The sequence below is a fragment of the Cohnella rhizoplanae genome, assembly GCF_948329515.1.
In the GTDB taxonomy this organism is placed as follows: domain Bacteria; phylum Bacillota; class Bacilli; order Paenibacillales; family Paenibacillaceae; genus Cohnella; species Cohnella rhizoplanae.
Window position 1 is genome coordinate 264,692 of record NZ_CAOJCN010000004.1, and the last position, 25,837, is coordinate 290,528.

Annotated in this window: 28 protein-coding genes and 1 tRNA gene; 3 read left to right on the top strand and 26 right to left on the bottom strand. The window is 61.4% G+C overall.

Going from position 1 to position 25,837, the window contains the following annotated elements:
* Positions 1-99: 99 nt before the first annotated feature.
* Positions 100-297: a hypothetical protein gene (locus PQG80_RS09940; RefSeq protein WP_271751142.1), complete on the top strand. Its 198-nt coding sequence runs from the start codon at positions 100-102 to the stop codon at positions 295-297.
* Positions 298-310: 13 nt separating this feature from the next.
* Here PQG80_RS09940 and PQG80_RS09945 read toward each other — a convergent pair whose 3' ends face one another.
* The 21 genes from PQG80_RS09945 to rpsF form a co-directional block, all read right to left on the bottom strand.
* Positions 311-1,117 (bottom strand): MBL fold metallo-hydrolase, encoded by an 807-nt coding sequence (locus PQG80_RS09945; protein ID WP_271751143.1) that lies wholly within the window; start codon positions 1,115-1,117, stop codon positions 311-313.
* A 133-nt stretch (positions 1,118-1,250) separates the two neighbouring features.
* The gene (gene yycI, locus PQG80_RS09950; protein WP_271751144.1) at positions 1,251-2,021 is read right to left on the bottom strand and encodes a two-component system regulatory protein YycI; all 771 of its coding nucleotides are present in this window, start codon (positions 2,019-2,021) and stop codon (positions 1,251-1,253) included.
* 45 nt (positions 2,022-2,066) lie between these two features.
* Positions 2,067-3,362, bottom strand: coding sequence for a YycH family regulatory protein (locus PQG80_RS09955; RefSeq protein ID WP_271751145.1), 1,296 nt, complete (start codon positions 3,360-3,362; stop codon positions 2,067-2,069).
* Positions 3,359-5,191 (bottom strand): cell wall metabolism sensor histidine kinase WalK, encoded by a 1,833-nt coding sequence (gene walK, locus PQG80_RS09960; RefSeq protein WP_271751146.1) that lies wholly within the window; start codon positions 5,189-5,191, stop codon positions 3,359-3,361. The genes PQG80_RS09955 and walK overlap by 4 nt, the downstream gene beginning before the upstream one ends.
* Positions 5,188-5,937 (bottom strand): response regulator YycF, encoded by a 750-nt coding sequence (gene yycF, locus PQG80_RS09965; protein ID WP_271751147.1) that lies wholly within the window; start codon positions 5,935-5,937, stop codon positions 5,188-5,190. Before yycF ends, walK begins: the two co-directional genes overlap by 4 nt.
* Before the next feature lie 149 nt (positions 5,938-6,086).
* A complete protein-coding gene (locus PQG80_RS09970) occupies positions 6,087-7,595 on the bottom strand; it encodes a M23 family metallopeptidase (protein WP_271751148.1) in 1,509 nt (502 codons plus the stop codon).
* Positions 7,596-7,724: 129 nt separating this feature from the next.
* Entirely contained in the window at positions 7,725-8,438 is a 714-nt protein-coding gene (locus PQG80_RS09975; RefSeq protein ID WP_271751149.1) for a hypothetical protein, read from the bottom strand.
* Positions 8,439-8,944: 506 nt separating this feature from the next.
* A complete protein-coding gene (locus PQG80_RS09980) occupies positions 8,945-10,012 on the bottom strand; it encodes an ABC transporter permease subunit (RefSeq protein ID WP_271751150.1) in 1,068 nt (355 codons plus the stop codon).
* Positions 10,002-10,886, bottom strand: coding sequence for an ABC transporter ATP-binding protein (locus PQG80_RS09985; protein WP_271751151.1), 885 nt, complete (start codon positions 10,884-10,886; stop codon positions 10,002-10,004). Before PQG80_RS09985 ends, PQG80_RS09980 begins: the two co-directional genes overlap by 11 nt.
* A complete protein-coding gene (locus PQG80_RS09990; protein WP_271751152.1) occupies positions 10,852-11,271 on the bottom strand; it encodes a GntR family transcriptional regulator in 420 nt (139 codons plus the stop codon). The genes PQG80_RS09985 and PQG80_RS09990 overlap by 35 nt, the downstream gene beginning before the upstream one ends.
* Before the next feature lie 210 nt (positions 11,272-11,481).
* Positions 11,482-12,768 (bottom strand): adenylosuccinate synthase, encoded by a 1,287-nt coding sequence (locus tag PQG80_RS09995; protein ID WP_271751153.1) that lies wholly within the window; start codon positions 12,766-12,768, stop codon positions 11,482-11,484.
* A 263-nt stretch (positions 12,769-13,031) separates the two neighbouring features.
* Positions 13,032-14,408 carry a replicative DNA helicase gene (dnaB, locus tag PQG80_RS10000; RefSeq protein ID WP_271751154.1) on the bottom strand — a complete coding sequence of 459 codons (1,377 nt, stop codon included), beginning with the start codon at positions 14,406-14,408 and terminating at the stop codon, positions 13,032-13,034.
* A gap of 4 nt (positions 14,409-14,412) precedes the next feature.
* Complete coding sequence (rplI, locus tag PQG80_RS10005; protein WP_271751155.1) at positions 14,413-14,856, bottom strand: 50S ribosomal protein L9; 444 nt, start codon at positions 14,854-14,856, stop codon at positions 14,413-14,415.
* Positions 14,853-16,823, bottom strand: coding sequence for a DHH family phosphoesterase (locus PQG80_RS10010; protein WP_271751156.1), 1,971 nt, complete (start codon positions 16,821-16,823; stop codon positions 14,853-14,855). The genes rplI and PQG80_RS10010 overlap by 4 nt, the downstream gene beginning before the upstream one ends.
* 14 nt (positions 16,824-16,837) lie before the next feature.
* The gene (locus tag PQG80_RS10015) at positions 16,838-17,743 is read right to left on the bottom strand and encodes a DUF2232 domain-containing protein (protein WP_271751157.1); all 906 of its coding nucleotides are present in this window, start codon (positions 17,741-17,743) and stop codon (positions 16,838-16,840) included.
* A 7-nt stretch (positions 17,744-17,750) separates the two neighbouring features.
* Entirely contained in the window at positions 17,751-18,053 is a 303-nt protein-coding gene (locus tag PQG80_RS10020; protein ID WP_271751197.1) for a MazG-like family protein, read from the bottom strand.
* Positions 18,054-18,285: 232 nt separating this feature from the next.
* Entirely contained in the window at positions 18,286-20,337 is a 2,052-nt protein-coding gene (locus PQG80_RS10025; protein WP_271751158.1) for an amidohydrolase family protein, read from the bottom strand.
* 64 nt (positions 20,338-20,401) lie between these two features.
* Positions 20,402-20,842, bottom strand: a complete 441-nt coding sequence (locus PQG80_RS10030; protein WP_271751159.1) for a CBS domain-containing protein — start codon at positions 20,840-20,842, stop codon at positions 20,402-20,404.
* Between the two features lie 197 nt (positions 20,843-21,039).
* Entirely contained in the window at positions 21,040-21,375 is a 336-nt protein-coding gene (gene rpsR, locus PQG80_RS10035; protein WP_271751160.1) for a 30S ribosomal protein S18, read from the bottom strand.
* 23 nt (positions 21,376-21,398) lie between these two features.
* Positions 21,399-21,944: a single-stranded DNA-binding protein gene (ssb, locus tag PQG80_RS10040; RefSeq protein WP_271751161.1), complete on the bottom strand. Its 546-nt coding sequence runs from the start codon at positions 21,942-21,944 to the stop codon at positions 21,399-21,401.
* 81 nt (positions 21,945-22,025) lie between these two features.
* Positions 22,026-22,310 (bottom strand): 30S ribosomal protein S6, encoded by a 285-nt coding sequence (rpsF, locus tag PQG80_RS10045; protein ID WP_271751162.1) that lies wholly within the window; start codon positions 22,308-22,310, stop codon positions 22,026-22,028.
* A 168-nt stretch (positions 22,311-22,478) separates the two neighbouring features.
* Here rpsF and PQG80_RS10050 point away from each other — a divergent pair, with 168 nt between their 5' ends.
* On the top strand, positions 22,479-22,664 hold the full coding sequence (locus PQG80_RS10050) for a YjzC family protein (RefSeq protein WP_271751163.1): 186 nt from the start codon (positions 22,479-22,481) through the stop codon (positions 22,662-22,664).
* 346 nt (positions 22,665-23,010) lie between these two features.
* Here the strand turns inward: PQG80_RS10050 and PQG80_RS10055 are convergent.
* From PQG80_RS10055 to PQG80_RS10070, 4 genes are all read right to left on the bottom strand, one after another.
* Positions 23,011-23,101: transfer RNA gene (locus tag PQG80_RS10055), tRNA-Ser, on the bottom strand.
* Positions 23,102-23,167: 66 nt separating this feature from the next.
* Positions 23,168-23,398: a DUF951 domain-containing protein gene (locus PQG80_RS10060; RefSeq protein WP_271751164.1), complete on the bottom strand. Its 231-nt coding sequence runs from the start codon at positions 23,396-23,398 to the stop codon at positions 23,168-23,170.
* A 1-nt stretch (position 23,399) separates the two neighbouring features.
* Complete coding sequence (locus tag PQG80_RS10065) at positions 23,400-24,317, bottom strand: mechanosensitive ion channel family protein (protein WP_271751165.1); 918 nt, start codon at positions 24,315-24,317, stop codon at positions 23,400-23,402.
* A gap of 15 nt (positions 24,318-24,332) precedes the next feature.
* On the bottom strand, positions 24,333-24,578 hold the full coding sequence (locus PQG80_RS10070; RefSeq protein ID WP_271751166.1) for a putative Se/S carrier protein: 246 nt from the start codon (positions 24,576-24,578) through the stop codon (positions 24,333-24,335).
* A gap of 108 nt (positions 24,579-24,686) precedes the next feature.
* Between PQG80_RS10070 and yyaC the strand changes: the two genes are divergently transcribed.
* Positions 24,687-25,304 (top strand): spore protease YyaC, encoded by a 618-nt coding sequence (gene yyaC / locus PQG80_RS10075; protein ID WP_432432741.1) that lies wholly within the window; start codon positions 24,687-24,689, stop codon positions 25,302-25,304.
* On the opposite strand, the gene PQG80_RS10080 is transcribed toward yyaC, so the two are convergent.
* The gene (locus PQG80_RS10080) at positions 25,279-25,761 is read right to left on the bottom strand and encodes a DUF4446 family protein (protein ID WP_271751199.1); all 483 of its coding nucleotides are present in this window, start codon (positions 25,759-25,761) and stop codon (positions 25,279-25,281) included. The two genes, yyaC and PQG80_RS10080, sit on opposite strands and share 26 nt — an antisense overlap.
* Positions 25,762-25,837: the final 76 nt, after the last annotated feature.

Below are 25,837 nucleotides of genomic sequence, written 5' to 3' on the forward strand. Positions count from 1 at the left end.
AATGTACGGCGAGCGATTTGACTAAAATAGTAATAGATTTACAGAACCCTGGCAACCATCCTACGACAAATCCAAATGGTCATGCAAGGAGGACACCCTATGAAGCCCACGTCTCCCCACTGGTCGTTCGTAGACTTCGCGGCGCAGCTCGCCGACCTGAAGGACGACCGCTACCGCCAGCTGCTGGCGCTCACCACCCTGATCGAGGTGCTGGTCGACAAAGGCATCGTCACGGCGGAGGAGCTCCGTCTTAAATCGGAGGAAATGGAAGAAGAGCTCGACCGCCATCTGCTCTGACGCGCACCCTGCGCTACGCCTTCACGAGATCCCAAGGCGTCGGCCGATCCGCGTACGTATCGCACAGGGAGAACTCGTGCTTCTGGTAGAAGACGCCGTTATCCTCTAATACGGTATTCACCGTAAGCTTCGCCAAATCCATCAAATTGTGCTCCTGGCTCAGATGGGCAAGATACACCCGCTTCGTGCGGCCCTCGGATACGAGCCGGCAGAGCGTATCGCCCGCCGCCTCGTTGGACAGATGGCCCATGTCGCCGAGGATACGCCGCTTGATGTTCCAGGGGTACCGGCCCATGCGGAGCATGTTGATATCGTGGTTCGACTCGAGCACGAGCACGTCGGACTCCAGCAGCTGGCTCATGACCTTGTCGCTGACATATCCGAGATCGGTGGCCAGCGTCAGCTTCACGCCGTCGGAGCGGAAGCAGTAGCCTACGGGCTCCTCCGCGTCGTGCGAGATCGCGTACGACTCGATCCGCAGGTCGAACAGCTCCATGACGCCGCCGGTCGGCAGCACCTTGCGCTGTTCGTCGGGCAGTTCCCCGACGTGCTTGTGCATGGCGCCCCAGGTCTTCTCGTTGGCGTAGACGGGCAGGTTGTACTTGCGCGCGAACGCGCCCAAGCCCTTAATATGATCAGAATGCTCGTGCGTCACGAAGATGGCGTCGAGCTCGCTGCCCGACACTTCGCGCTCCTGCATGAGCGATTCGATTTTTTTGCCGCTAAGGCCGGCGTCGATCAATACCGTCGCCGCGCTCGAGGATACGACGGTCGCATTGCCCGTCGATCCGCTGGACAGCACTGTGAAGCGAAGTCCCATAAGCTTTGTTTCCCTTCTCTCTTCTCTCCGGCAAGGCTATATGTCTCTAGGGATTTTATAGTCGCGCTTTATATTTTATTCTAGCAGATTAACGCCCGCTAGCGTTAATTACTTCATATCCGATCCGTATCGGTCAGGGCTCCGCCAGCGGCTCGAGCGAGGATTCCTTGTCCGTCGACACTTCGCCGCTGGCGGCGTTGACGTAGAACGCGCCCCCGTCCTCGAGCAGGACGCGCCAGGAAGGCGCGGCCACCTGCGTATCCGAGTTGAAAATGCCTTGTCCATGATAGCCGAGCTGCACGTCCTTCACCGCCGCGCCTGCCGGCAAGTACTTCTTCACGATCAGGCTCGTGAGCGCCTGCGTCGCGGGCAGCACCTTCTGGTCAGGCCCGCCCTCGGAAGGCAGCGTCTCGATGAGATCCTGGCGATAGCCCTGGATCTTCTGCTCGCTGAAGTATAAGATCAGCTTCGCGTCGAAGAGAGGCAGGCCCTCTACGATGCGGTTGAAGGCGTATTGGTCCTCCAGGCCGCTGCCGTAATAGTCGAATTCGTAGCGCGCCAGTTCCGGAATGACGTCTCCGAGCGCTTGCTGCAGCTCTTTGTTGTTGAACACGATCCGCGTCTCCCGCGGCGGCTCGATCGCGATACGCGCTTCGCCTCCGGTACCGGACGGAACCTGCTGCTTGTACGTAATGTCGCGCAGGCTCGGCGTATCCGTCGGAATCTTGGCCTCGATGCGGATATTTTTCTCCTGCATGAGCTGCCTCGCCTCCGCCGGCAGGGAGGTCCAGTCGACCGTGGAGTCGATTCTCTCCCGCCATTCCAGCCACAGCTGGTAACCGAGCACGATGTTCAGCGCGAAAAAAGCGAAAATGAGCACCGTCTTCGCTCTTCCCCAGTCCACTGGCGCTCCCCCTTCCTTTGGTTATTCGCTGCCGCTTAAAACGCGTCAGCCCGCGAAGCGAATCTCGCCATTCGCCAGGCGTACCGCCCATACCGGCTCGAGGACCAGCTTGTCCCGGTTCAATGTCGTGCGGTAGGCGGGGAAAAGCGATTCGACCTGCAGGCCTTCGGCCGCCAGGCGGATATTGGACAGCAGCTGGTTGCCCGAAATCAGGCTGTAGGGCTGCGCCGTGCCCACCTTGTCCCCGAGTACGAGCAGGGATCGCTCATAGGAGCTGACGACGCCCTGCTGCACCGTGAGCTGCATGTATCCGAACCGGAATTCGCCGGCCGAAACGAGCGGCACGTCGGCGTAATATTGCTGGAACCGGACCGACGGGTCGGCGTCGTCTCCCGCGGCCAGACCCGGCGCCTGCGTCAAGCGGAACTCGCCGTTCCACCCGCCGTGCTGATTGACGAACTGGACGGCCGACGTGATGTTCTCGGCGGGATCGTCCCGTCCCTCGGCCCGCGCGACCGGGTCCTTGTACGACAGCCAGCCGCCGCCTTGCTCGACCTTAAGACCTCGCTTGGTATCGGTATAGATCTGCGCGCCGTCCTGGCTGTCCTGGATCATTTTCGTCGTCGTCGGATCGATGAACAGGTTGCGCTGCATCTGGTCGGCCGTGTACTTGGTGAAGCTCAGCTCGACGCGGCTCAGCGCGAGCGCCTGGTCCGGCACGTAGACGCCGTTGGCCCAGTAGCTGAACGGCTTCCAGTATTGGCCGAAGCCGACGCTCTGTTCGACGTCCTGCGCGGTCAGATCGACCTGGGCGGCCTCGTAGACCTCGGTGCCGTCCGCGTTCAGGAAGAAGCTGCGCACCTCGCCGCTGTCGGGCCGCGCGAAGATCCAGATCCGGTCCGCCGCTCCGGCGGACAGCAGGGGCTCCCCGTCGATGCCCTTGAACGCCCGCTGCAGCATGGAGAAGGGAATGTCGCGTCCGAAGCGGATCTCGATGCCCTCGTCCTGCCGGCGCACCTGTTCCCAGTCGATGACGCTCTCCTCCGCCCGCTGGAAGCCCTTGAACTCGCGGCTGGACAGCTTATCGAGGACCATCCTGTAGAAAGTGTCGTGCGGGTAGAACACGGTGTGCTTGTCCTGCCCCATATGAATGACGAGCGCTTCGGGGAACAGCAGGTTCTCGACCTTCTCCTCCGGGCCGAGCTCCTCGGTCTTGACGTAATCCTGCTCGGTCTTCACCTGCGTCTCCAGGTTCGGCATGCTGTAGGCCAGGAAGTAGCTCTGGACGAGACTGACGGCGACGAGCAGCGCGAGCGCGATGGATTTGACTTTATCGATCACGCGTACTCACTTCCTTCCTGCACCAACGGCAGCGTGACCGTTACGGTCGTGCCCGTCCCCGGCTCGGAATCGAGGAGGATGCCGCCTCCGTTGGCGCGGACGATTTCCCGGGCAATCGACAGGCCTAGGCCAGTTCCGCCCATATTGCGCGAGCGAGCCTTGTCCACCCGATAGAAGCGGTCGAAAATATGCGCCAGATCCTTCTTGGGAATGCCGATGCCCGTGTCGCGCACGGAGATGGAGAGCTGGCCCGACTCGTTCGGCCCCGCGGTCAGGCGTACCGAGCCGCCGTCTAAAGTGTACTTGATCGCGTTGGAAACGATATTATCGAGCACCTGGTCGATGCCGTCGCGGTCAAGCCATACCTTGGCGAGGCTCGGATCGACCTGGACCTTGACCGTGATCGCCTTCTGACGCAGCTGCAGCGAGAAGCGGTCGACGACGTCCTCCATCATCTCGCCGACATCGGTCATCTGGCGCCGCAGCTGCGCCTGCTTGGAATCGAAGCGCGACAGATGCAGAAGGTCGTTGACGAGACGGATCATGCGCTCCGTCTCGCTGCGGATGACGCCGACGAAGCGCTCCGCGAGCGGCGGCTCGGCCAGCGCGCCGTCGTCGAGCGCCTCGGTGTAGCTCTTGATCGTCGTGAGCGGCGTGCGCAGCTCGTGCGAGACGTTCGCGACGAATTCGCGCCGCGAATTGTCGAGCTTCTCGGCCTCGGTGACGTCGTGCAGCACGGCGATCACGCCCACGACGCCCTTGTCCCGGCGGCGGATCGGCGTGAGCGACGCGCGGAAGACGAGCTCCTCCTCGTCCGCGCCCTGCATGCGCGAGATCAGGCGCGTCGACACCTTGCCCTCGAGCGTGCCTGCGATGGCGGCCTTGTCGATGGCCAGACACTCGGACAGGGTCATCCCCTCGACGGTCTCCTGCCCGAGCATCGCCCGGGCGCGGCGGTTGGCGACGATGACCCGCCCGATCTCGTCGGTGGCGAGCACGCCGTCGTTCATGTTCGAGAGGATGGACGAGAGCTTCTCGTTCTCCTCCTCGTTGATGGAGAGCGCCTCGCTGAGCCGCTCGGTCATCTCGTTGAACGCCGCGCTGAGCTGCCCGATCTCGTCGTTGCCCAGGATCGGCACGCGCTCGTCGAAGCGCCCCTCGGCCACGGCCGTCACCTGCAGCGTGAGCGCCTTGATCGGAGACGTGATCGTCCCCGACAGCAGAATGCCGAGCACCGCCGTCAGACCCAGCGCGAGCAGCATGCCCGAGACGAATATCCGGTTGATCCGCTCCACCGTACCGTACAGCTCGGACATGGAAGCGACGACGTAGACGGCGCCGATGACCTTGTCCCCGCTCAAGATGGGCTTGGCGATGACCTTCTTTCGGACGCGATCTTCGTCGATCAGCTCGCCGGTATTGTCGCTGATGCCCTGGAGCGCGCGGCTGACCAGGAGCGATGTATTCTTGCGGCCGATGTAGTTCTGATGCGACTCGTCGGACGTCGAGAGCACGCGCCCGCTGGCATCGAGCACCTGCGTCTCCATGCCGTTCTGGCTGAAAAGGTTGCCGACCAGCTGCTTGAGCGACTCGATCGCTTCTTCGGACCGGTTGCCCTCGCCGTCCTGCTTGGCGAATTCGCCGGATCCGAGCATCACGGTCAGCAGCTGCGCCTGCGAGTTGATGTTGGACGTGAAGTTGTCGATGAGCGACTTCTTCATCGTGCTGATAAAGTAGACGCCGATGAGCTGCACCGCGATGAGGATAAGGAGCAGCACCATCACGATCAGCTTGGCCTGAATCGTGCGCAGCGGCGCGAACAGCTTCATCCCCCGTACCCGCCCGCCATCTTGGGACTGCGCATCAGGTAACCGAGACCCCTCCGGGTCATGATCAGCTCAGGCTTGCTCGGATCGTCCTCAAGCTTCTCCCGCAGCCGGCGGATCGTCACGTCCACCGTCCGCACGTCGCCGAAGTACTCGAAGCCCCACACCGCCTGGAGCAGATGCTCCCGCGTCATGACCTTGCCGCTGTTGCGCGCCAGGTAGTGCACGAGCTCGAACTCGCGATGCGTGAGGTCCAGCGGCTGGCCGTTCTTGTAGACGACGTACATATCCGTATCGATGAACAGATTGAACAGCTTCAGGCCCTGCCGTTCCGGCTCGGCCTCCTGCTCGCCGCCCGACGCACCCGCGCGGGGCTCGTCCAGCTTGCGTTGGCGGCGCAGATGGGCCTTGACCCGCGCGAGCAACTCGCGCGTGCCGAACGGCTTGGTAACGTAGTCATCCGCGCCGAGCTCGAGACCCAGCACCTTGTCCAGCTCGGTATCCTTGGCCGTCAGCATGATGATCGGCGTGGACAGCCGGCTGCGCACCTCGCGGCATACGTCCATTCCGTCCTTGACCGGCAGCATCAGGTCGAGGAGGATGAGGTCCGGATCGTGCTCGAACGCAAGCTCTACGGCCTCTCCGCCGTCGAAGGCGCAGATGACCTCGTAGCCCTCTTTCTCCAGGTTGAACTTCAATATATCGGCGATCGGCCGCTCGTCGTCCACGACCAGAATTTTGCCCGGCATGCGCTGGCCCCCCGTATTCCTGTCCCGCCGCCCCGGATCTCTCCGTTCACGCGGCTCTAGTAGCCTTATTTTAACATACCCGAGGTTGCAGCCCAACAAAGAACACCCTCCGAAACCGCGTTTCAGAGGGTGTAGGCATGGGTAAATGTTTACAAATAATCCGCGGGATTCTTAAGCTTGCCGTTTAAGTAGATCTCGAAATGAAGATGAGTGCCGAAGGAATGGCCGGTGTTGCCCATGACGCCGATGGCTTCGCCCTGCTCGATGACCTGCCCGACCTTCACGTCGATCTTGCTGAGATGGCCGTAGAGCGTCTTGTAGCCGTTGTTATGATTGATGACGATGGCGTTGCCGTAACCGCTCATGCTGTCGTCCGCAAGCTCGACGACGCCGTTGTCCGCGGCCTTGACGCTGCTGCTGCCGACCATGTCGAAGCCCTTGTGCAGGCGGCCCCAGCGCTTGCCGTAGTAGCTGGTGATTCTGTGGCCGGATACCGGCCATATGAATCGGCCCGATCCCTCGCTCGGCGTCACCTTGGTGCCCTTCAGCACGACCGTCGAGAGTGCCGGCGTCACGACCTTCGCGGACACCCGCTCCTCCTCGACGATAAGCCCGTTGCGGCGGAGCAGCTTGTAGGTGACGATCCGCTTGCCGTCGGCGCCGGGTCTGACGATCTTGGACTTGCCCGCCTTGAGCTCGTCCGTCTTGCGGATCTCGAGCGTCGCTTCGATCGTCTCCGTCTGCGTCACCGTCTCCTCGGAGCGGACGTTCAGGAGCGGCTCCTGGACGGTCAGGTTCAACTGATCGCCGATCTTGATCTTATCGTCCTTGATCCAGGGATTGTTCTGGTAAATAACGTCCTCGGACACCTGCTGCGCGTCCGCGATGCAGCCGATGCAGTCGCCCGCCTTCACCGTGTAGATACGCTGCACGGTATGTCCTGCGATCAGCCGCTTGACGAGGGCTGCGTCGTCTTCAATCTGGCCGGCCTCGACCGCTGTCGGCGCCGCGATCGACACCGCCTCCTCGAAGGTCGCGCTGTCGTCGGCTGCTGGAGCCGCCTGCGTCTTGTCTGCGCCGGTGGCCGAGGCCGCTTGTGTTCCGAAGGAGAGCGACCGCACTTCCTTGGCCGTCGTCTTCTTCGCCGCTGCCTTGACCGGCGCGTAGTGCGCCTTCACCTGCTGCAGCACCCGCTCCGCCGTCTCTGGGTCCCGCACGACCGCGATAGCCTTGCCGTCGACCACGAGCCGTACGCCGGTCGGATGCGTCTTCAGCATGCCGCCCACCTGGGCCGCGACCGCCGCATCGTCCAGCTTCTTGCCGTACGCCTCCGCGTCCTTGTACGTCACTTGACCTTCGTCCAGCTCGTACAGCACCTCGCTGCCCGCTTGCGCCAGCGCGGCTGCCTTCGCGGCGACGCTCGTCTCCACGACGCTGCGGTCGCTGACATCCCCGACATGCCGTCCGCCGATCCATACTTCCGTATAGGACAACGTATGGGCTTCGATATGCTGCTTGACCAGTACCGTGCCTCCGCCCGCCGCGACGACGGCCGCGCATACGGCGATGGCCGTCTTGCGGCCCGCCCGTTGCCTGATCCAGACCGCCGCCCCTTTGACGGCTGCTGCGATTCGGTTGCTCCTATTGCCGTTATTCATAAATGACTCCTTGGATCGCTATGTAATAGGATTAAAGATTGCCGCTGCGTAAACGACATCTTAAACACTGTAGCATAGCGTCTGTCGGGCTATCAATGTAACGGCGCTTAGAATTCTCTCATATACGGCTTACTGCGGCGACGGAACGCCCAGCGCCTCCATCATCGTCGCATACTCCTCGTCGCTTAGAACAGGCCGCAGCAGCGACTCCATCTGCGGCACCTTGACGTCCGTCAAGCCGTTGCGAATCAGGTCGGTCAGCTGGCTCAGCTGCTCGCTCGACAGCTTGCTCACGACGACGGAGTAGATCTGCTGCTTCTCCTCGTCCGTTAAACCCGAGGCGCCCGGGGCGCCCTCTTCGCCGTTCCATACGGGCGCAGAGCCATCGTCGGACGGGATCCCGCCGCTCGTATCATCGGGCGAGACCGCAGCTTGTCCTTCCGTCTCCGAACCCGTCGGCGCAGGCGCAGGCTCGGGGGACGGCGCGCTCTCCGCGTCCCCGCCCGACGGAGGGGACGGCGCTTCGCCGCCGGCTCCTGTCGCCGTATCCGGCGTGGCCGTCGGTTCGGGGGACGCCGCGGGTTGATCCGCTGCGTCTGCATCTTCCTCGTCTGCCGCGGACTCCGACTCCTTGTCGGCGGCGGTATTCGCTCCGTCCGCGCCCCACATTTTCCCCCATACCCCGCTCATCGCGAACGGCTGCTCGTCCAGCGTGATGCCATAACCCTTCAGTGCCGTCTGCACGTAGCTCGTCACGATGTACCCCGTCGTCCAGATGCTCAGGAAGCTCACCAGCAGCGCCATCGCGACCAGCTGGGCCGCCCACCCGATCCATTTCCACATGATGCGCCCTCCAACTCTATGAAGATTCATAGCATCAGTATGGGCAACCGGGAGGAGCGGCATTCGGCGGCGTATAAATATTTAATAGGCTTGCGAGGCATACGGGCGATGTTTCCCCTTCGAGCAGGAGCCGGCTAATCTGCACGTGCGACGCTGCCCGCGGCCGGAGATAAGTACATATGGGCACTATCGCACACGCGCGACTCTGCCTTTGGCCGGAGTAAAGTGCATACGGGCACTTCGTGCCCGCGCGACGCTGCCTTCGGCCGGAGTTAAGCGCATATGGGCACTATCGTGCCCGCGCGACGCTGCCCGCGGCCGGAGTTAAGTGCATACGGGCACTATCGTGCCCGCGCGACGCTGCCTGCGGCCGGAGTTAAGCGCATATGGGCACTATCTCGCCCACGCGACGCTGCCTGCACTGGAGTTAAGCGCATATGGGCACTAACTCGTCCGAGCGCCAAGCGCATTGCATACGATCCTCATCTACTTGCAACATCCTGCCGCTAATACTTGAAGCGCAGGCGGAGCAGCTTGCGAATGCCTAGCGCGCTCAGCACGCAGCCGATTACGAAGCCGATGTCGTAGCCGACCTGCTCGCCCCCGCTCAGCCTGAGGAGCTCGGTGCCGAGCAGCCCCGCCACCATGGAAGCGCACAGGACGAAGCCGTAACGCAGCACCGTCTCGCCGCGCTTGAAGACCATCAGCTTGCCGTTGTTCTCCGTCGGATTGCGGCTGTAGGCGAGCAGCCCCAGGGCTAGACTCGCGATCAGGAGGGCTAGCAGAGCAAGCGCCTTGGCCCAAGAGATCGCCAGGTACTCCGCGGACGCATAGCCGAAAAAGTTCAACCAATCCTGTATCCGGTCCCCCCATAGGACATGCGTATAGGAATCGTATAATTCCCCGTGCCGCTCGAGGTAAATGCCGTGGGCGCGCAGCGAATAATCCAGCAGCTCGACGAACACGATCGGTAGCGCGACCAGCACCCAGGTCAGCACGGTCTGCGACGCTACGCTGCCCGTGAACGATCCCACGAGGAGCGCGCAGGAATAACCGGCCAGCACTACGAGCAGCGAGTATCCGAATTGTACGGCGAAGTAATCTGCGCGGAAATAATCCGAGGCGGGCGAGGCCGCCAGCACGATGGCGTCGACAAGCGTGTTCGCCAGCAGCGAGCCCGTGAAGAGCAGCGCGCCGAGCAGCCACTTGCTAAAATAGATCCGGTTGCGCGAGTAAGGCATTGAGAATAGCAGCTCCTGCGAGCCGTTGCGCCGCTCGACGCCGATCTGGACGAGCGCGAGCACGAAGGCCGCCAGCAGCAGCCAGAATCGGCCGACGACCTCGTGCGAGCCCGAATCATACACGTACCTGTACAGATCGCCGTGCGAGAACGCATGATCCTCCAGCCTGTTCTGGAGATTCGTGTCCAGGTCGCTCCAGAACCATTGGTTCATCCGAGTCATGCCCAGCGTCAGGAAGTGCACGATCGGCACTGCGAAAACGAACAGCCGAGCCTGCGCATATTCTCGGCCGAGGAGCGGACGCATTCCTTTAAACCATGCATTACCCTTCATGCGGTTCACCTCCCAGCTTCCACACGTACAGATCCTCCAGCCGGACCGGCAATGGCTCCATCAGCATGGGCTGCATGGCGACTAACTCGCCGGCGGCGGCACTGCCCGGAGCTGCGTTCAGCAGCAGCGTGTACACGCGGCCGATATGATCGAGCACGCGCACGTCGGGGGAGCGCAGCCACGCTTCGGGCGCCTCTCCCGCGAAGACGACCTGCAGCTTCGTCACGATGCCGTCGGCGACGCCCTCCGACGCATGCGTCTCCACGCCGCCCGATCGCATGAGGAGGATCGCGTCGGTCATCCGCTCCAGCTCCTCCAGCAGATGCGACGAGATAATGAGCGACATGCCGTCCGCGGCGGCTTCCATGAGCAGGGTCAGCACCTGTTTTTTGGCAATGGGGTCGATCCCGTTGGTCGGCTCGTCCAGCAGCACGAGCTTCGCGCGCGTGGACAGGCCCAGCGCCGTGCTGAACATCATCCGCATGCCCTTGGAGAACTGACGGATGTTGCGGTCGAGCGGTAGACCGAACCGGTTCATCGTATCCCTGAAATAGACGGGATTGAAGCGCGGATAGATCTGGCCGAACATGTAGGCCGCCCCCCAGCCCGTGTACCCATACCAGGCCTCGGGCGTGTCCGGGATGAATACCAGCTCCCGCTTAACCTCAGGCTCCCAATGAATAGATCGGCCTTCGAACAACACCTCGCCGCCGTCCGGGTCGAGAATGCCGGACATCACCTTGAGCAGCGTCGTTTTGCCCGCGCCGTTGCGTCCGATCAAGCCGGCTACCCGGCCCTCTCCGAGCTCGAAGCTGACGTCCGCCAGCACCGCCTTGCCGTCAATCTTCTTGCTTAGATGGCGCACCGCCAGCATGCCGATCCCTCCCATATTCCCGCATGTCTTCCAGCAGCCATGCTTGCAGCCGGTCGCTATCGATGCCCAGATGATGCGCCTCGACCGCGATGCGGCGCAGCTCGGCGCGCAGCCGCAGCAGCCGCTCCCGCTCCATGCCCCGCTCCTCCGCGGCCCTCGCTACGAATGCTCCCTTGCCTCGCTGCGATACGATCACGCCTTGTCGCTCGAGCTCCTGATAGGACTTGGCTACGGTGTTGTGATTCACGAGCAGCGTCGCGGACAGCTCCCGGACCGAGGGGATGCGGTCCCCCTCCGTGAGCGCGCCCTTGGCGATCAGCTCCTTGAAGCGCTGCACGATCTGCTCGTAGATCGGCGTCGGACTCCTCTCATCGATGCGTATCATGGGACAAGCGGGTCAACTCCTTAGGTGTACCACTCGGTGTCTTCACATCATGTGTACCACTTTAACTAGTACACATTATACAATTGGCATAAGCTTCCTGCAATCACCCGGCGATAAAAAAAGCTCCCCGCCGACCCGAAGGACGGCAAGAGAGCTTATGAGCCGGGCAGGCTATCGCCTGCCTGCTACCCATATGATCGAAGCGTTAGGTTAGGCGTAAATCTCGGCAACCTGGTTCGTCTGCTCGCGGTTGCGGCCGACGGAGAAGATCGCGATCGGGATGCCGGTCAGCTCGGATACGCGCTCCACGTAGCGGCGCGTGTTCTCCGGCAGATCCGCCAGCGTCTTGGCGCCGGTGATGTCTTCGCTCCAGCCCGGCAGCTCCTCGTAGACGGCTTCGCACTCGGCGAGCATCTTGAGGTTGGCCGGGTAATGCTCGATGAGCTGGCCGCGGTAGTTGTAGGCGGTACAGATCTTGATGGTCTCCAGGCCGCTCAGTACGTCGAGCGAGTTGAGCGACAGGCCGGTGATGCCGCTCACGCGGCGGGCGTGTCTGACGACGACGCTGTCGAACCAGCCGACGCGGCGCGGACGGCCCGTGACGGTGCCGTACTCGTGGCCTTTGTCGCGGATCCACTGGCCGAGATCGTCATGCAGCTCGGTCGGGAACGGACCGTCGCCGACGCGGGTCGTGTACGCCTTGGCGACGCCGATGACCTGCTGGATCTTGGAAGGACCGACGCCGGAGCCGATGCAGACGCCGCCCGCGGACGGATTGGAGCTCGTCACGAACGGATACGTGCCTTGGTCGAGGTCGAGCATGACGCCCTGCGCGCCCTCGAACAGCACCTTCTGACCGGCGTCGATCGCGTCGTTCAGCACGACGGACGTGTCGGTCACATGCGGGCGAAGAATCTCGGCGAGCCTCAGATAGTCGGCGATGATCTGTTCGGCATCCAGCTTCTCCCCGCCGTACATCTGCGCGATGACCTGGTTCTTCTCCTCCACGAGGCGGCGCGTCTTGGCCGTGAACTCCTCGGGATCCATCAGATCGGCGATGCGGATACCGTTGCGCGCGGCCTTGTCCATGTAGCACGGGCCGATGCCCTTGCGCGTCGTGCCGATCTTGTTGTCGGCCTTGCGGTCTTCTTCGAGTCCGTCGAGGATGAGGTGGTACGGCATGATGACGTGCGCGCGGTCGCTGATGCGCAGGTTGTCCGTGCGGAACCCGTTATCGCGGATATATTGGAGCTCTTCCACCAGCGCGGCCGGGTTGATGACCATGCCGTTGCCGATGACGCATACCTTATTTTCGTTGAAAATGCCCGAAGGAATCATGGTCAGCTTATACTTTTTGTTTTGAATGAGGATCGTATGTCCGGCATTGTTGCCCCCCTGGTAGCGGGCGACGACGTCTGCCTTTTCCGCCAGGAAGTCCGTGATCTTGCCTTTGCCTTCGTCTCCCCACTGCGTTCCTACAACGACTACTGTAGACATTGCAATCCCTCCATCCGGCCTCTTGGCGCCTGGGCCAGCCGGCATGATTAATGCCGCCCGCACGAATGCGAGAATGTCGGGAACGCTAATCCTAAGCGCACGCGACAACGCACCGGGAAGAGTCCTCTCCCCCGATGGACGGCAAATGGCCGCTATCGCGGCATTGTCTAGTTTAGCAAGCTAAAGCGTTCAAGTCAAATAAAAAAACCGAACGATCCGGATGGGGTGTCCGCGATCGTTCGGAAATGTTCGGATTTTTGCCATTAGGAAGCGCTGCCGACCATCGCTTCCCCGTGAGCCCGGTCCAGACTGACGAACTTGTTAAAGTTCTTCAGGAAGACGAGCTCGACGGTACCGACGGGTCCGTTACGCTGTTTGGCGATGATGATCTCGATGATGTTCTTTTTCTCGGTATCGTGATTGTAGTAATCGTCCCGGTACAGGAACGCGACGATGTCGGCGTCCTGCTCGATCGAGCCCGACTCCCGAAGGTCGGACATCATCGGCCGCTTGTCCTGCCGCTGCTCGACGCCGCGCGACAGCTGCGACAGCGCGATGACCGGCACCTCGAGCTCGCGCGCGATCTGCTTGAGCGTACGCGAGATCTCGGAGACCTCCTGCTGCCGGTTTTCCCCGGCCTTGCCGCGGCCCTGGATCAGCTGCAGGTAGTCGATCAGGATCATGCCGAGTCCCTTTTCCTTCTTGAGACGGCGGCACTTGGCCCGCAGCTCCGCTACAGTAATGCCCGGCGTATCGTCGATGTATACCTGTGCCTCGGACAGCGAGCCGATCGCCATCGAGAGCTTTTCCCAGTCGTCGCCTTCGAGGAAGCCGGTCCGCATGCGCCCTGCGTCTACGTTGGATTCCGCGCAGATCATACGCTGGACGAGCTGCGCGGCCGACATCTCGAGACTGAAGATCGCGACCGTCTCCTGCGCGCGTACCGCCACGTTCTGGGCGATATTAAGCGCGAAGGCGGTCTTGCCGACCGAAGGACGGGCGGCCACGATGATGAGGTCGTTGCGCTGGAAGCCCGACGTCATCTTGTCCAAGTCGATGAACCCGCTCGGGATGCCCGTGGTGCCGCCCTTGTGGTTGAACAGGAACTCGACCCGCTCGAACACGTCCATGAGCACGTCGCGGATGCTGATGAAGCCATGCGCCGCGCGCCGGTTGGACAGCTCCATGATGCGCGCTTCGGCGTCGTTGAGCAGCGCGCCGACATCCTCCTCGGAGGCGTAGCCGCTGGACACGATCTGCGTCGCCGTGCGGATCAGCCGGCGCAGCATCGCCTTTTCCTCGACGATCTGCGCATAGTAATCGACGTTCGCCGCCGTCGGCACGGCGCTAGCGAGCTTGGCGAGGTAGGATACGCTGCCGACCTCCTCGAGCTGGCCCCGGTCGCGCAGCATCGAGGTCAACGTAATGAGGTCCATCGGCTGATTGTCTTCGTTCAGGTCGACCATCGCCTCGAAGATCCGCTGATGGGCGACGCTGTAGAAGTCCTCGGTATGCAGCCGCTCCATCGCCGTGATGAGCGCTTCGGACTCCAGCAGGATCGCGCCGAGCACCGCCTGCTCCGCTTCGAGATTCTGGGGCGGTACGCGATCGAACGTCAGTTGATCGCCCCGTTCGCTCATGCCGTCACTCCTCCGTGACCTGCACGTTCAGCATACCCTTGACGTCCGGATACAGCTTGAGCGGCACCTGGGTGACGCCGAGCGTGCGGATCGGATCGTCGAGCTCGATCTTGCGCTTGTCGATCGTGATCTTCTGCTTCTCCAGCGCTTCGGCGATCTGCTTGCTCGTGATGGCGCCGAACAAGCGGCCGCCCTCGCCGGCCTTCGCCTTGATGACGACGGTCATCTCGCCCAGTTTAGCAGCGAGCGCCTTTGCGTCTTCCTTCTCCTGCACCTTCTTCTTGTCCACGGACGCCTGGATCTGATCGAGCGTCTTCTTGGCGCCGTCGGTCGCGATCTGCACATATCCCTTGGGCAGCAGGAAGTTGCGCGCGTACCCTTCCGATACTTCCTTGACCTGCCCCTTCTTGCCTTGACCCTTGACGTCTTGCAGGAATATTACTTTCATTCGAACAGCCCCTCTTCCCCGTTAATATCGTCTAATACTTGCTTGAGTCTCGCGGCTACCTCCTGAACGGTACCCTGCAACTGACAGGCCGCGTTCGTCAGATGGCCGCCGCCGCCGAGCCGCTCCATGACGACCTGTACGTTCATTTGCCCGAGCGAGCGGGCGCTGATGCCGATCGAGCCGTCCGGGCGTTGGCCGATGACGAACGACGCCTTGATGCCCGTCATATTAAGCAGCGTATCCGCAGACTGCGCGATGAGCAGCTGCTGCACCGGCTTCGCAGGGTCGGCGACCGCGATCGCGATGTAGTCCAGATACGTCTCCGCGTTGCGGATGATCTCCGCCTTCTTGATATATTCCTCCAGGTCTTCCTTGAGCATCTTCTGGATCAGCGCGGGATCCGCGCCGTTGCGCCGGAGGAACGAGGCCGCCTCGAACGTCCGCGAGCCGGTCCGCATCGCGAAGCTCTTGGTATCGACGGTAATGCCCGCGAGCAGCGCCGTCGCTTCGCGCACGTCCAGCGCGATCCGCTCGTGAATGTACTGCAGCAGCTCCGTCACGAGCTCGCAGGTCGAGGATGCGTACGGCTCCATATAGACGAGCACCGCATCCTCGATAAATTCCTCGCTGCGCCTGTGGTGATCGATGATGACTATCCGGTCCGTCTGCTGGAGCAGCTTGGGCTCGGCGACCATCGAGGCCCGGTGGGTATCGACGACGACCGCCAGCGACCGCTTGCCGGTCAGCTGGGACGCCTGGTCGGGCGTGATAAAGCGGCGGATCAGCTTCTCGTCTTCCTTGAGCATATGCATCATCCGCTGTATCGCGGGATTCACGCCTTCGAGCACGATGAAGGCTTCCTTGCCGATCTGCTGCGCCGCCTTGAGCACCCCGATGGCCGCGCCGATCGAGTCCATATCGGGCATCCGATGGCCCATGATGATGATATGGTCGCTCTCCTTCATCAGATCGCGCAGCGCATGCGCGATGACGCGCGCGCGTACGCGGGTGCGCTTCTCCACGGCGTTGCTCTTGCCGCCGTAGAAGCTCTGCCGCTGGCCGAACTTGACCACGGCCTGGTCGCCGCCCCGTCCGAGCGCGATATCGAGGCTGCCCTGCGCCAGCTGGCCGAGCTCCGCGATATTCTCCGCGCCGGAGGCGAAGCCGATGGACAGCGTCATCGGCAGCTTGAGGTTCATCGTGATCTCGCGCACCTCGTCCAGCAGCTCGAAGCGGGATTGCTCCAGCAGCTTGAGCGACGCTTGGTTCGCGATGACCATATATTTGTCCGAAGACAGGCGCCGCAGGAACAAGCCGTACTTCTGCGCCCACTCGTTGATCTCGCCCGTCACCTTGGAGAGCATCAGCGCCCGCTGCTGCTCGTCCATGCCTTGGGCGACTTCCTCGAGATTGTCCATCATAACGATGCCGATGGCGAGCTTCTCGTCCTCGTACCGCTTCGCCAGGGTCCAGTGCTCGGTTACGTCCGTGACGAACAGCATGCGCTCCGTCGGGCGGAACATCAGCTCGTACACTCGCCCGTTCAGCGTCGTCTCCCAGCGGCCCAGCGTCTTATCCCTCTCCTTAGCCTGCTGGATGCCGGGGAACAGCTCCTGCAGCGGCACGCCAACCGCGGATGTCCGCTCCATGATCTTGGAGATGAAGCCGTTGTGCCACTCCACCTCGCGGTCTTCATTGTACAGAATAATGCCGAAGGGCAGGCCGCCCACGACCTCCGTGCCGACGCCCCGGATGCGGGAGGACAGCGTGAGCACGTAATCGTTCCATTCCTTGCGGAAAGCCCGCTCCGCGAGCAGGGAAAAAACGCCGACGGCCCCGCCCGCCGCCAGGGCGACGATACCGAGCGGCCAATAGAACCAAGTCAGCGCGGCCGTGAGCAGGAAGATGAGAGCGAGCGCCCAGACATTGTGCATGCCGTGCCACCGCTGAACGAGAAACTTGGGCATTCTGCTTCGCTCCCCTACTTCTTCTCAAAATAACGGCGCAGCGGAAACGCCGTATCCAGTAGTCCGATCAAAAACAAGGGCGTGATGAGAAACAGCGGTATCGCAATCAGAATCGGTATGATATTGGGCCACTTTTTCAGATGCGCCAGGTAAAAGAAGAAGGCGAGCGCCTGGATGCGGAACAGAAAATCCAGCACGGGCACGGCATTGTCGGAAGCCACCGCCCAGAAGTTGGGGCTGCCGGCCGGCATGGAGAACTGGATGATCCACACGATTACGTACAGCAGCACCGTGCTCTTGGGCAGCATCCAGCCCCGCATCGGCGCAAGCCCGGGTACGACGATGCCTGACCAGGCCAGCACCTTGCGGGAAATGCCATGCGTGACGATCGCCAGCAGGAACGAGCAGAGCATGAGCAGCATCGGCAGGACGCGCACGACGGCCTCCCCCATGGCTTGGGCGGTCCCCGTCCAGTCCCCGGTCAGCATCTGGCTGGCCTGCAGCTCCTGGATGCGCTGGTCCAGAAAGGAAGCGAGCTGCGCGGTGAAGTCGATGTCGTACTGAATGGAGAACAGCGTGAGCTCCGTCACCAGCTGCGCAAGCAAAATGACGAAGGCCACCGTGACGATCGTCTTGGCGGCGAACCGCTTCTTGTATAAATGCCCCATGACGATCGAGGGCACGAGAAAGAAAAATCCGAATGTCAGCGCAAGCGCGCCCGAACTGCCAAGAATCAGAAAAGCCAACGCGGCAATCACGACGATATGGATGGCAAACGAAACCGGACGCAGTATCGTATAGAGCACGACCATCGGCGTCATCAACAAGAATATCGTAATCACGCTCAGCGGGGTTGCGACGCTGAGCAGCATCAGCAACGCCACGGCACTCCAGGCCAGCGACTTCAAGGCCGTGTTCAACGGGTATTCACCTCTTGCGAATGTGTTCTTCCAGCGCCGAGAGGTCCCGGTACTGATCCTCCAGCTGATGCCCTTCCTGCTTCAGCCGGCTTAGCTTGTCTTCCACGGCCTTGTCGAGATCGCGGTAGGAGACGCCAAGCCGGCGGCCCAGAATATAGGCGCTCGCGATGAGTCCGGACAGACTGTCCGTGATGCTTGCGGTACTGCCTTCCCACATGGCCTTGAAGAGACGGGATACCTGGTCCAGCACTTCGCTCTTAAGCCATTCGATAGACCGGGCTCTCCCGGCGACATCCAGATTCTGATCGATTGAAGACAAATCGTGTCCCTCCTCCGAAAAAATCCTTGTCAGACGGCTGCCGCAAGCATGATCTCGCGCTAAAGCTGTATCCACCATTATAGCACATAACCTCGCCGCTCCCGCAATGGCATTTGCTAGTCTAGCACGCATGCGGCGCCGCTGGAGCGCATGGCATAACAGAAGAAGGCTGCCCCGATCCCGCCGGCAGCAGCCTTGCATCTCACCCTATCGGCAGCAGCGATTAAACAGGCGCAGCGACGGTCCATTCGTGCGGCCCGCTCGCCTGCACGTCCCAGCCCATTCGCCTCAGCGCCGATAGCGGTACGTACTCTACGCTGCCGATCGACAGCAGCTCTGCCTGACCGCCGGGCCATGCCAGCCGATGTCCGCGCTCCAGCATGAGATCGCCCGGACGCGGCGCCGCTAGTGCAAGGGTACCGGCGTCCGCAGACGCCGCGCGAGCACCCGCAGCGGCTGCCTGAGGGCCGTCCGCGGGCCTCCCACCCGCTGCAGCCACAGACTCGGCGACCAGCGTATGCGAGCGGCCGTCCCAGCTCAGCGCGTAGCCGAGCGCCTCCAGCACGCGTGCGTCGGCGTACCCTTCGCCGCGGTAGGACACCGCCGGCAGCGACCGCCCCGCCTGCGTTCTAATCCCGTCCCGGGCCTCCGCCAGCTTCAGCTTCAGCGTCCCCGCGCCGTCTGCGGGGACCCGGACGAACGCGCTGCGGATCGGCTCTCCGGCGCGGATGTTTTTGTGCAGCCCCTGGCCGTCCAGCGCCACCTTGCCGCCGACGAGCACGTACCGGATGCCGGCCGAGGGCAGCTCGGGCCGTTCGACCGTCGACCGGTCTCCGATCTTCGCGTAGTCGAAGATCACGATGTCCGCGTCCATGCCGCGCGCGATGCGTCCCTTCTTCCGCAAGGCTGGCGCTTGCCGCTCCAAGCGCCGGGCGGGCATCAGCGACATCTTCGCCACGGCGTCCATGAGCGAGATCACATGATGCTCGCGAACGTACAAGCCGACGGTCCGGGCGAAGGTGCCCGACGCGCGCGGATGATTGTTGTTGCCCGGCTCGAGGATCGCGTCGCTGCCGATCATGACGAAGGGCGCGGCCAGCGAATCCTCGATGTCCTGCTCCGGGATGGCGTAGGCGACGGCGAGCTTGCCCTCCTTTTTGAACGTACCGAAGGTCGTCTCCGTCAACCGCTCCGAAGTGCCGGCGATCTGCAGGTCCTTGTAGGTGATCTTGAACCGTTCCTGCCAGCCCTCGTCGAACCGCGCGGAGTTCAGATAGGTTCCCCAGTAGTCGTATGGGTAGGTGCAAGCGGTGATGTCCAGCCCCTCCGCGCGCGCCTGTGCCAGCATATCCAGCGACTGCTTCATGGAGAACGTGCCGCCCGTGCTGTTGATATGGTCCACGTGGACGGAGGCGCCCGTCTCCCTGGCATAGCCGATAATCTCGTTCATGGCGTCGATGTTCGTGCCCGGCTCGGTCATGTCGGAGTATCTGGCGTGGAAATAGACGGGCACATTGTATTGGTAGGCCAGCCGCATGAGCGGCAGAACCTCGGAGGCTCCGATGCCCGGCACGTACTCGAGGCTGAACGAGATGCCGAGCACGCCGTCCTGGAGCGCTTGCTCCGCTTCGTGCTCCAGCCGCTTCGTCTGCGCGGCATCGGCGGACGTATAGAGCCCGATTCCTTGCTTGTTGCGCGCCTTGGTGTAGAAGAAGGAGGCGCCGTAATGCAGCGGCGTCTCGGCGCGCTCGTAGTAAGGGTACCACTTGCGCGGCACGTCCGTGCCGCCGTGCATGGCGATATTCGACGTGACGCCGTCCGCGATCTTATTCCAGACGCCCCGCGGGTTGGGATCGTAGGACAGGTTGTCGATGAAGCCCGGCGCGACCACCAGGCCGGCGGCATCGATCGTCCGGCGCCCCTTGACCGCCTGGTCCGTTACGAGCGCGATATGCCCGTCCTGGACCGCGACATTGACGCCTCTACGGTCCAATCCCGTCTCGGGATTAATCACCCTGCCGCCGACAATGACGATGTCGTAGACACGGGCGAGCTCTGCTGCGGTCGGCGTATCGAGCAGGGATGCCCGCTCCGCCTGCTGCGGCGCCGCGGCCCCGGCTTCATGCCATTCAGGGTCCGCTTTTTCGGACCAATTCAAAGAAGCGGCGTTCCGTGCCGGATACCCGAACGGACTGCCGCTTCCCGCTAGTGCTGCTGCCGCGACCGATGCCGCCGCGATCACCGCGACCGCGCGCCATGATTTCTTCTTATCCATGCGGATGCCTCCAAGGTAGCTTCGGCCGACACCCCGTGAATGAGATGCCAACCTTTTCCACCTCTTAAGCTTTCCGTTTTATCTTCTTTTCATCCGCTCCATGATCGAACAGCGAGCCGGCGCAATAGTCGATGATGTCGCTGCGCCTCACGATGCCGATGAACGTCTGCGTATCGTCCACGACGGGGACGAAGTTCTGGCCCTTGGCGAGCGAGACCAGGTCCTCCATGTTGGCGTCGATCTGGACCGGCTTGTTCGTCGTTTGCAGGGGCACTTCGGATAAAGGAATACGAGCGGTCTGCTCGAATGATAGCGCTTCTCGATTCTTGAGATACCACAACAGGTCGCCTTCCGTAACGGTCCCGACGTACTTCCCGTCCTCGCTTAGCACCGGCACTGCCGTATAACGGTGGCGCTCCATCCGCTCCAGCGTCTGACGCAGCGTGGCGTTCGAAGGCAGGCATACAACCTCCTGCTTCGGCAGGAGGAAAAACGCGATATTCATTTGTTCCTCTCCTCTAGCGCGATTCTAATCGAATCCGAATCCATTATAACACGGGGCTCGAAGAGGCACCAAGGCGAATAGAGAGAGCGCTGCCTCTTGCTTCCACCCTACAATACAGAGACTTATCCCGCTACCCGCAGAAAAGAACCCCCTTGTTCCGACAAGCGGAGCAAAGGGGTTCGGATGTGAACGCCGACTCAGTCGGTCGTGTAAGGCAGCAGCGCCATCTGGCGGGAGCGCTTGATCGCGACCGTCAGCAGACGTTGGTACTTCGCCTTCGTGCCGGTCACGCGGCGAGGCAGAATCTTGCCGCGCTCGGAGATGAACTTGCGGAGCAGGTCCAGATCCTTGTAGTCGACGTGCGTAATCTTGTTAACCGTGAAGTAGCAAACTTTGCGGCGCTTGTTGCGTCCGCGACGGAACTTGCGGGGCTCGCGTTGTTCGCGGTCGCCGCCTCCGCCGCCGGGTCCGCGGTTCTCGCGGGGCGTATAGGTGCGCTCTTCACGAGCGGCTGGTGCTTGTTGTTCGCTCATTTATAGTACCGTCCTTCCCTGTCTTAGAATGGCAGATCATCGTCCGATATGTCGATCGGCTTGCCGTCGTCGGCGAATGGATCCGATGAATTGTTTCCGCCCTTTGATCCGGAACTGCGACCGCCGCCGGAGTTGCCTCCGCCGTAGCTGCCGCCGCCGCCTCCATATCCTCCGCCGCTGTTGCCTCCGCCGCCTCCGCCGAATTCGTCGCGTCCTTGCGATCCGCCGCCCTCGCGGTTCGGCGATTCAAGGAAGCGTACATTGTCGGCGATGACTTCGGTGACGTAGACGCGGCGACCTTCGTTGTTCTCGTAGTTGCGCACCTGGATGCGCCCCTCGACGGCGGCCAGACGGCCCTTCCGAAGGTAGTTCGCGCACGTCTCGGCCAGCTGGCGCCAAGTCACGACCGGAATGAAGTCCGCCTCGCGTTCGCGTTCGCCCCCGCCGGAATCGCGGGAGAACGGGCGGTCTACAGCCAGCGTGAATTGGGCCACGGCCACGCCCGCAGGCGTGTAGCGAAGCTCGGGATCTTTGGTTAAGCGTCCGATCAGAATAACACGGTTCAACATCTTCGGTCCCCTCCTGCGAGTGACGACTTGAACGGCGTTAACCGCCGGGTATTGCGTGCTGTGCTGACTTAAGCGACTGCCTTAAGCGACATCGCGTACGACGATGTGACGAATGACTTCGTCCGTAATCTTGAGTACGCGTTCCAGTTCGGTGACCACAGCCGGCTCGGCCGTGAAGTGAACCAGCACATACGTCCCGTCGCGGTGCTTGTTGATCTCATAAGCGAGGCGCTTCTTGCCTTGTACCTCGTGCTTCGTGAGTTCGCCGCCGTTCGCGATGATGCCCTGGAATTTCTCCGTGACAGCTTGAACGGACTCTTGGTCCACGTCCGGACGAATGATGTACATCAACTCGTAGTTGCGCATCTTCGTTACCTCCTTTTGGTCTTTGGCCCCCCACTTCGATACCGCGGAACCTGTCCACGGCTGAGGAGCAAGGAGTATGCCTTTTTAACGCATACCTGAATAATTTATCACATTCGGCCGCATACCGCAAGGTTTTTCCCGTCACACTAAGCACCGGAGGTGATCACGATGGGCGAAAGAACCGAATTCAATCCGGGCGACAAGGCGCCGAACAACGGCGAGTACATGGAAGTCGGCGAGGACTCTTTTCACATGAACATCGAAAACCCGCAGCACGTAACCCTGGAGAAGGGCGAGAAGTTCCCGCAGACGACGAACGAGGACCGCAAGTGGAAAAAAGTAAAACAGTTCTGAACGGGCGCGTATAGACCTCCCGGAAGCAGGACATTCTATTTACCGGCGACGAACAGAGAGGTGTGGTTCCGTTGAACCTTTGCAGGCAACAACCCGCAGGAGGAACGTCGAAGACGGAGTAGGAAGCGAGGGGTTGTGTCGCAGACATGGTCTTGCAATACACGTTATCGCGTTAGCGAGCCTTCAAGTGCCGAAGCGCCGGGATGAACCGGCAACGTCAAGTACGACATGGAAGTCCAGCTTCGATTAACGTCGCCCGGAGGACCCCGCAAGGGGTCTTTCGTCATGTCTGTCTCGGGGCAACAAAAAAAGCGGCTCCGCGAGGAACCGCTTGATGGCTTATGTATGGCGGAGAGGGTGGGATTCGAACCCACGCACGCCTTGCGACGCCTAGATGATTTCGAGTCAACCCCCTTGGACCACTTGGGTACCTCTCCGCAGCAAGGAATATCGTATCACAATTCTGGACAAGTTGCAAGCCTGTTTTCACCGGAATTTTGAGGTTATTCGGCTCTTTCTTCGGACGACCCGGATTCCTCTCTAGGCGCGGCCTGCAGCATCTTTTTCATGCTTTTTTCGAACTTCGCGCGGGGCAGCAGGATGCTGTGCTTGCATTTGACGCACTTGATCCGGATGTCCATCCCCATCCGGATGATCTCCATCTCGTTGGCGCCGCAGGGATGCGGCTTCTTCATCTGCACGATATCCCCGAGTCCGAATTCCTTCCTCTCCATCCTAACTCCCCGCCCTCTCCATGGCCTCCATCGAATAATAACGCGGATTGCCCGCGGCCTCGAACGCCTTTTTGACCTCCGCGTTCAGATGTCTGGACACGACCGCCTGCGTGTTGGGCCGGCTGAGTACCGCCAGACGCAGGATGACGTCGCTCGCGTTCATCGACTGTATGCCGAGATATTCCGCCTTCCCCACGATGTTCGTATCTTCGAACTTCGCGGCTACGCCCTTGACCACTTCGACCATATGATCCAGGTTCTCCGTGGCAGGCACCGATACGTCAACGACGGCCAGCGCGTTGTTGACCGAATAGTTCGTGACGTCCGAGATATTGCCGTTGGGCAGGATGTACACTTCGCCCGTCCAGCTGCGGATCCGCGTGGCGCGAAGACCGATCATCTCCACCGTTCCTTTGAACTTGCCCCCGACCTCGATGACGTCGCCTACCGAGAAGTGATCCTCCAGAATTACAAAGAACCCGGTGATCACGTCCTTGACCAGACTCTGGGCGCCAAAGCCGATCGCCAGTCCGATCACGCCCGCACCGGCGAGCAGCGGCGCTAGATTAATATTGAATTCGTTAAGAACGAGCAAGAGAACGATAAAGTTGATGATATAGGTCGCCGCGTTCTTCAGCAGCTTGCCAACCGTCTGCACCCTTCTTGTCCTAAGTTTGAGCCGCTTGGATGCGCGGGGATTCATGAAGTTATCCACAACCCGGTTGACGACGATGCGGATGATCCTGCTCGCGATGAGGATAACCAAGATTCGCAGCACGACCTTTAGCACGCCCATCCACATGTGGGTATCGCTCAGCGAACTCCAGACATCGTCCAGAAACTGCTGCCACAAGGTCAATTTCTTTTCAATGGTCTCCCCGGCATCTTGCAATAAATAGGTGCGCGGATATCCGGCCATTCTGCCATCACCCCTCTAGTCCAGTTGTTCGTAACCTGTGCCCGACGGCTTGAAAAGGCCACGGATCTCCACTCTCTCATCGAGAATAATCCGTCTGACCTGATCGAGCGCCTCCTGCGGGAATTCGATCGACAGCGCGCAGCCCGCGGTAATCTCCTTGGGCGTAGGACGGATATCGATCTCTACCTCGGCGTATTCCAGCAGCATCTCGGCCCGAAGGGCCTGCTGCGTCGAGTCGAATGCGATTAGCAATGGATCCATAGGCTCTCCCTCTTCTTGCATCGATTGCTAGCATGGCGCCGAACAAGTATAAATTGTCCCTCTCGTCCATATACTACTACTATTCCACGGAGGAGGCGAAGCGGACGAATGAATGGCGCTTGGGATAAAAGGGCCGGCTATGCGGCGGAAGCCACCGCGCTCTCTTTGAAAATACCCTATAACGAACCTGCCGTCATGCAGCGGCTGTCCGAGCGGCTCACGCGTGAGCTGCTTCACCTTCCCTCCGACCGGCAGATCGTGGTCGTCTGCGTCGGCACCGACAGATCGACCGGAGACGCGCTCGGCCCCCTCGTAGGAACGACGCTCGCGAGGCATGCGCAGGGCTTGTTCGATCTGTACGGCACGTTGGACGAACCCGTGCATGCGATGAACCTGAGCGAGACGCTCTACAAGATCATGCGCAATTCCAAGCAGCCTTACGTTATCGCAATCGACGCATGCCTCGGACAAGTCGCCAGCGTCGGATGCATTCATCTGGCCTCGGGTCCCGTGCGTCCCGGCGCAGGCGTGAACAAGGATCTGCCTCCGGTCGGCGACATCCATATGACGGGCATCGTGAACGTAGGCGGATTCATGGAATACTTCGTACTGCAGAATACAAGGCTGAATCTGGTCGTGAAGATGGCCGATATTATCGCCGGCTGCATCTCCACAGCCATACGCAATATTCGCGGCGCCTCTATTCCTTATGCGCTGCCTGATTGATCGCGGCCTTTTCCTCCGGCGTCAGCGGATAGTTCGAATTCCCTTGCGACAGCGGCTTGGCGTATAGGAAGGTCTGCTCGCGGCTGTGGATGCCCGTGAGAACCACGCCGTCCTGTTCCTCGTTGACGATCGCGACCGCGAAGCTGATCTCGCCGCCTTGGTCCGCAAAAGCATTAAACCGGTGAACGCCTACGCGCCCCTTGAGCGCGGCGAGGCGTTTTCCTTGTGCGGCGAGCCTCGCATCCTGATCGGCTTGCTTGGCCTCAACCCCGGCCAGATTCTCGTGAACCTTCGTCAGCACATCCTCTAGCTTCGGTACGCCGGTCTCGCCGATCATGCGTCGCTGAGCCCTGGCCAATCGCGACAGCTTCACGCTTAGTACGATGACCCATATTAGCAAGATGAATATCAGTACGCCGGCGCCTCCGAGCGCCGCTAAGCTTGTATCCTCGTCCATTCCGTTCACGTTCGATAGCTCCTCCGCTCTCCCGGATCGGAAGGACCCCTAGCAGGCCCCGCCGTCCGCCATTCTC

Excerpts from the sequence above, each read along its gene's own strand:
- PQG80_RS09940 (WP_271751142.1), top strand. The coding sequence starts at position 100 with ATGAAGCCCACGTCTCCCCACTGGTCGTTCGTAGACTTCGCGGCGCAG.
- PQG80_RS09945 (WP_271751143.1), bottom strand. The coding sequence starts at position 1,117 with ATGGGACTTCGCTTCACAGTGCTGTCCAGCGGATCGACGGGCAATGCG.
- walK (WP_271751146.1), bottom strand. The coding sequence starts at position 5,191 with ATGAAGCTGTTCGCGCCGCTGCGCACGATTCAGGCCAAGCTGATCGTG.
- yycF (WP_271751147.1), bottom strand. The coding sequence starts at position 5,937 with ATGCCGGGCAAAATTCTGGTCGTGGACGACGAGCGGCCGATCGCCGAT.
- PQG80_RS09970 (WP_271751148.1), bottom strand. The coding sequence starts at position 7,595 with ATGAATAACGGCAATAGGAGCAACCGAATCGCAGCAGCCGTCAAAGGG.
- PQG80_RS09975 (WP_271751149.1), bottom strand. The coding sequence starts at position 8,438 with ATGTGGAAATGGATCGGGTGGGCGGCCCAGCTGGTCGCGATGGCGCTG.
- PQG80_RS09980 (WP_271751150.1), bottom strand. The coding sequence starts at position 10,012 with ATGAAGGGTAATGCATGGTTTAAAGGAATGCGTCCGCTCCTCGGCCGA.
- PQG80_RS09985 (WP_271751151.1), bottom strand. The coding sequence starts at position 10,886 with ATGCTGGCGGTGCGCCATCTAAGCAAGAAGATTGACGGCAAGGCGGTG.
- PQG80_RS09990 (WP_271751152.1), bottom strand. The coding sequence starts at position 11,271 with ATGATACGCATCGATGAGAGGAGTCCGACGCCGATCTACGAGCAGATC.
- PQG80_RS09995 (WP_271751153.1), bottom strand. The coding sequence starts at position 12,768 with ATGTCTACAGTAGTCGTTGTAGGAACGCAGTGGGGAGACGAAGGCAAA.
- dnaB (WP_271751154.1), bottom strand. The coding sequence starts at position 14,408 with ATGAGCGAACGGGGCGATCAACTGACGTTCGATCGCGTACCGCCCCAG.
- rplI (WP_271751155.1), bottom strand. The coding sequence starts at position 14,856 with ATGAAAGTAATATTCCTGCAAGACGTCAAGGGTCAAGGCAAGAAGGGG.
- PQG80_RS10010 (WP_271751156.1), bottom strand. The coding sequence starts at position 16,823 with ATGCCCAAGTTTCTCGTTCAGCGGTGGCACGGCATGCACAATGTCTGG.
- PQG80_RS10025 (WP_271751158.1), bottom strand. The coding sequence starts at position 20,337 with ATGGATAAGAAGAAATCATGGCGCGCGGTCGCGGTGATCGCGGCGGCA.
- PQG80_RS10030 (WP_271751159.1), bottom strand. The coding sequence starts at position 20,842 with ATGAATATCGCGTTTTTCCTCCTGCCGAAGCAGGAGGTTGTATGCCTG.
- rpsR (WP_271751160.1), bottom strand. The coding sequence starts at position 21,375 with ATGAGCGAACAACAAGCACCAGCCGCTCGTGAAGAGCGCACCTATACG.
- ssb (WP_271751161.1), bottom strand. The coding sequence starts at position 21,944 with ATGTTGAACCGTGTTATTCTGATCGGACGCTTAACCAAAGATCCCGAG.
- rpsF (WP_271751162.1), bottom strand. The coding sequence starts at position 22,310 with ATGCGCAACTACGAGTTGATGTACATCATTCGTCCGGACGTGGACCAA.
- PQG80_RS10050 (WP_271751163.1), top strand. The coding sequence starts at position 22,479 with ATGGGCGAAAGAACCGAATTCAATCCGGGCGACAAGGCGCCGAACAAC.
- PQG80_RS10060 (WP_271751164.1), bottom strand. The coding sequence starts at position 23,398 with ATGGAGAGGAAGGAATTCGGACTCGGGGATATCGTGCAGATGAAGAAG.
- PQG80_RS10065 (WP_271751165.1), bottom strand. The coding sequence starts at position 24,317 with ATGGCCGGATATCCGCGCACCTATTTATTGCAAGATGCCGGGGAGACC.
- PQG80_RS10070 (WP_271751166.1), bottom strand. The coding sequence starts at position 24,578 with ATGGATCCATTGCTAATCGCATTCGACTCGACGCAGCAGGCCCTTCGG.
- yyaC (WP_432432741.1), top strand. The coding sequence starts at position 24,687 with ATGAATGGCGCTTGGGATAAAAGGGCCGGCTATGCGGCGGAAGCCACC.
- PQG80_RS10080 (WP_271751199.1), bottom strand. The coding sequence starts at position 25,761 with ATGGACGAGGATACAAGCTTAGCGGCGCTCGGAGGCGCCGGCGTACTG.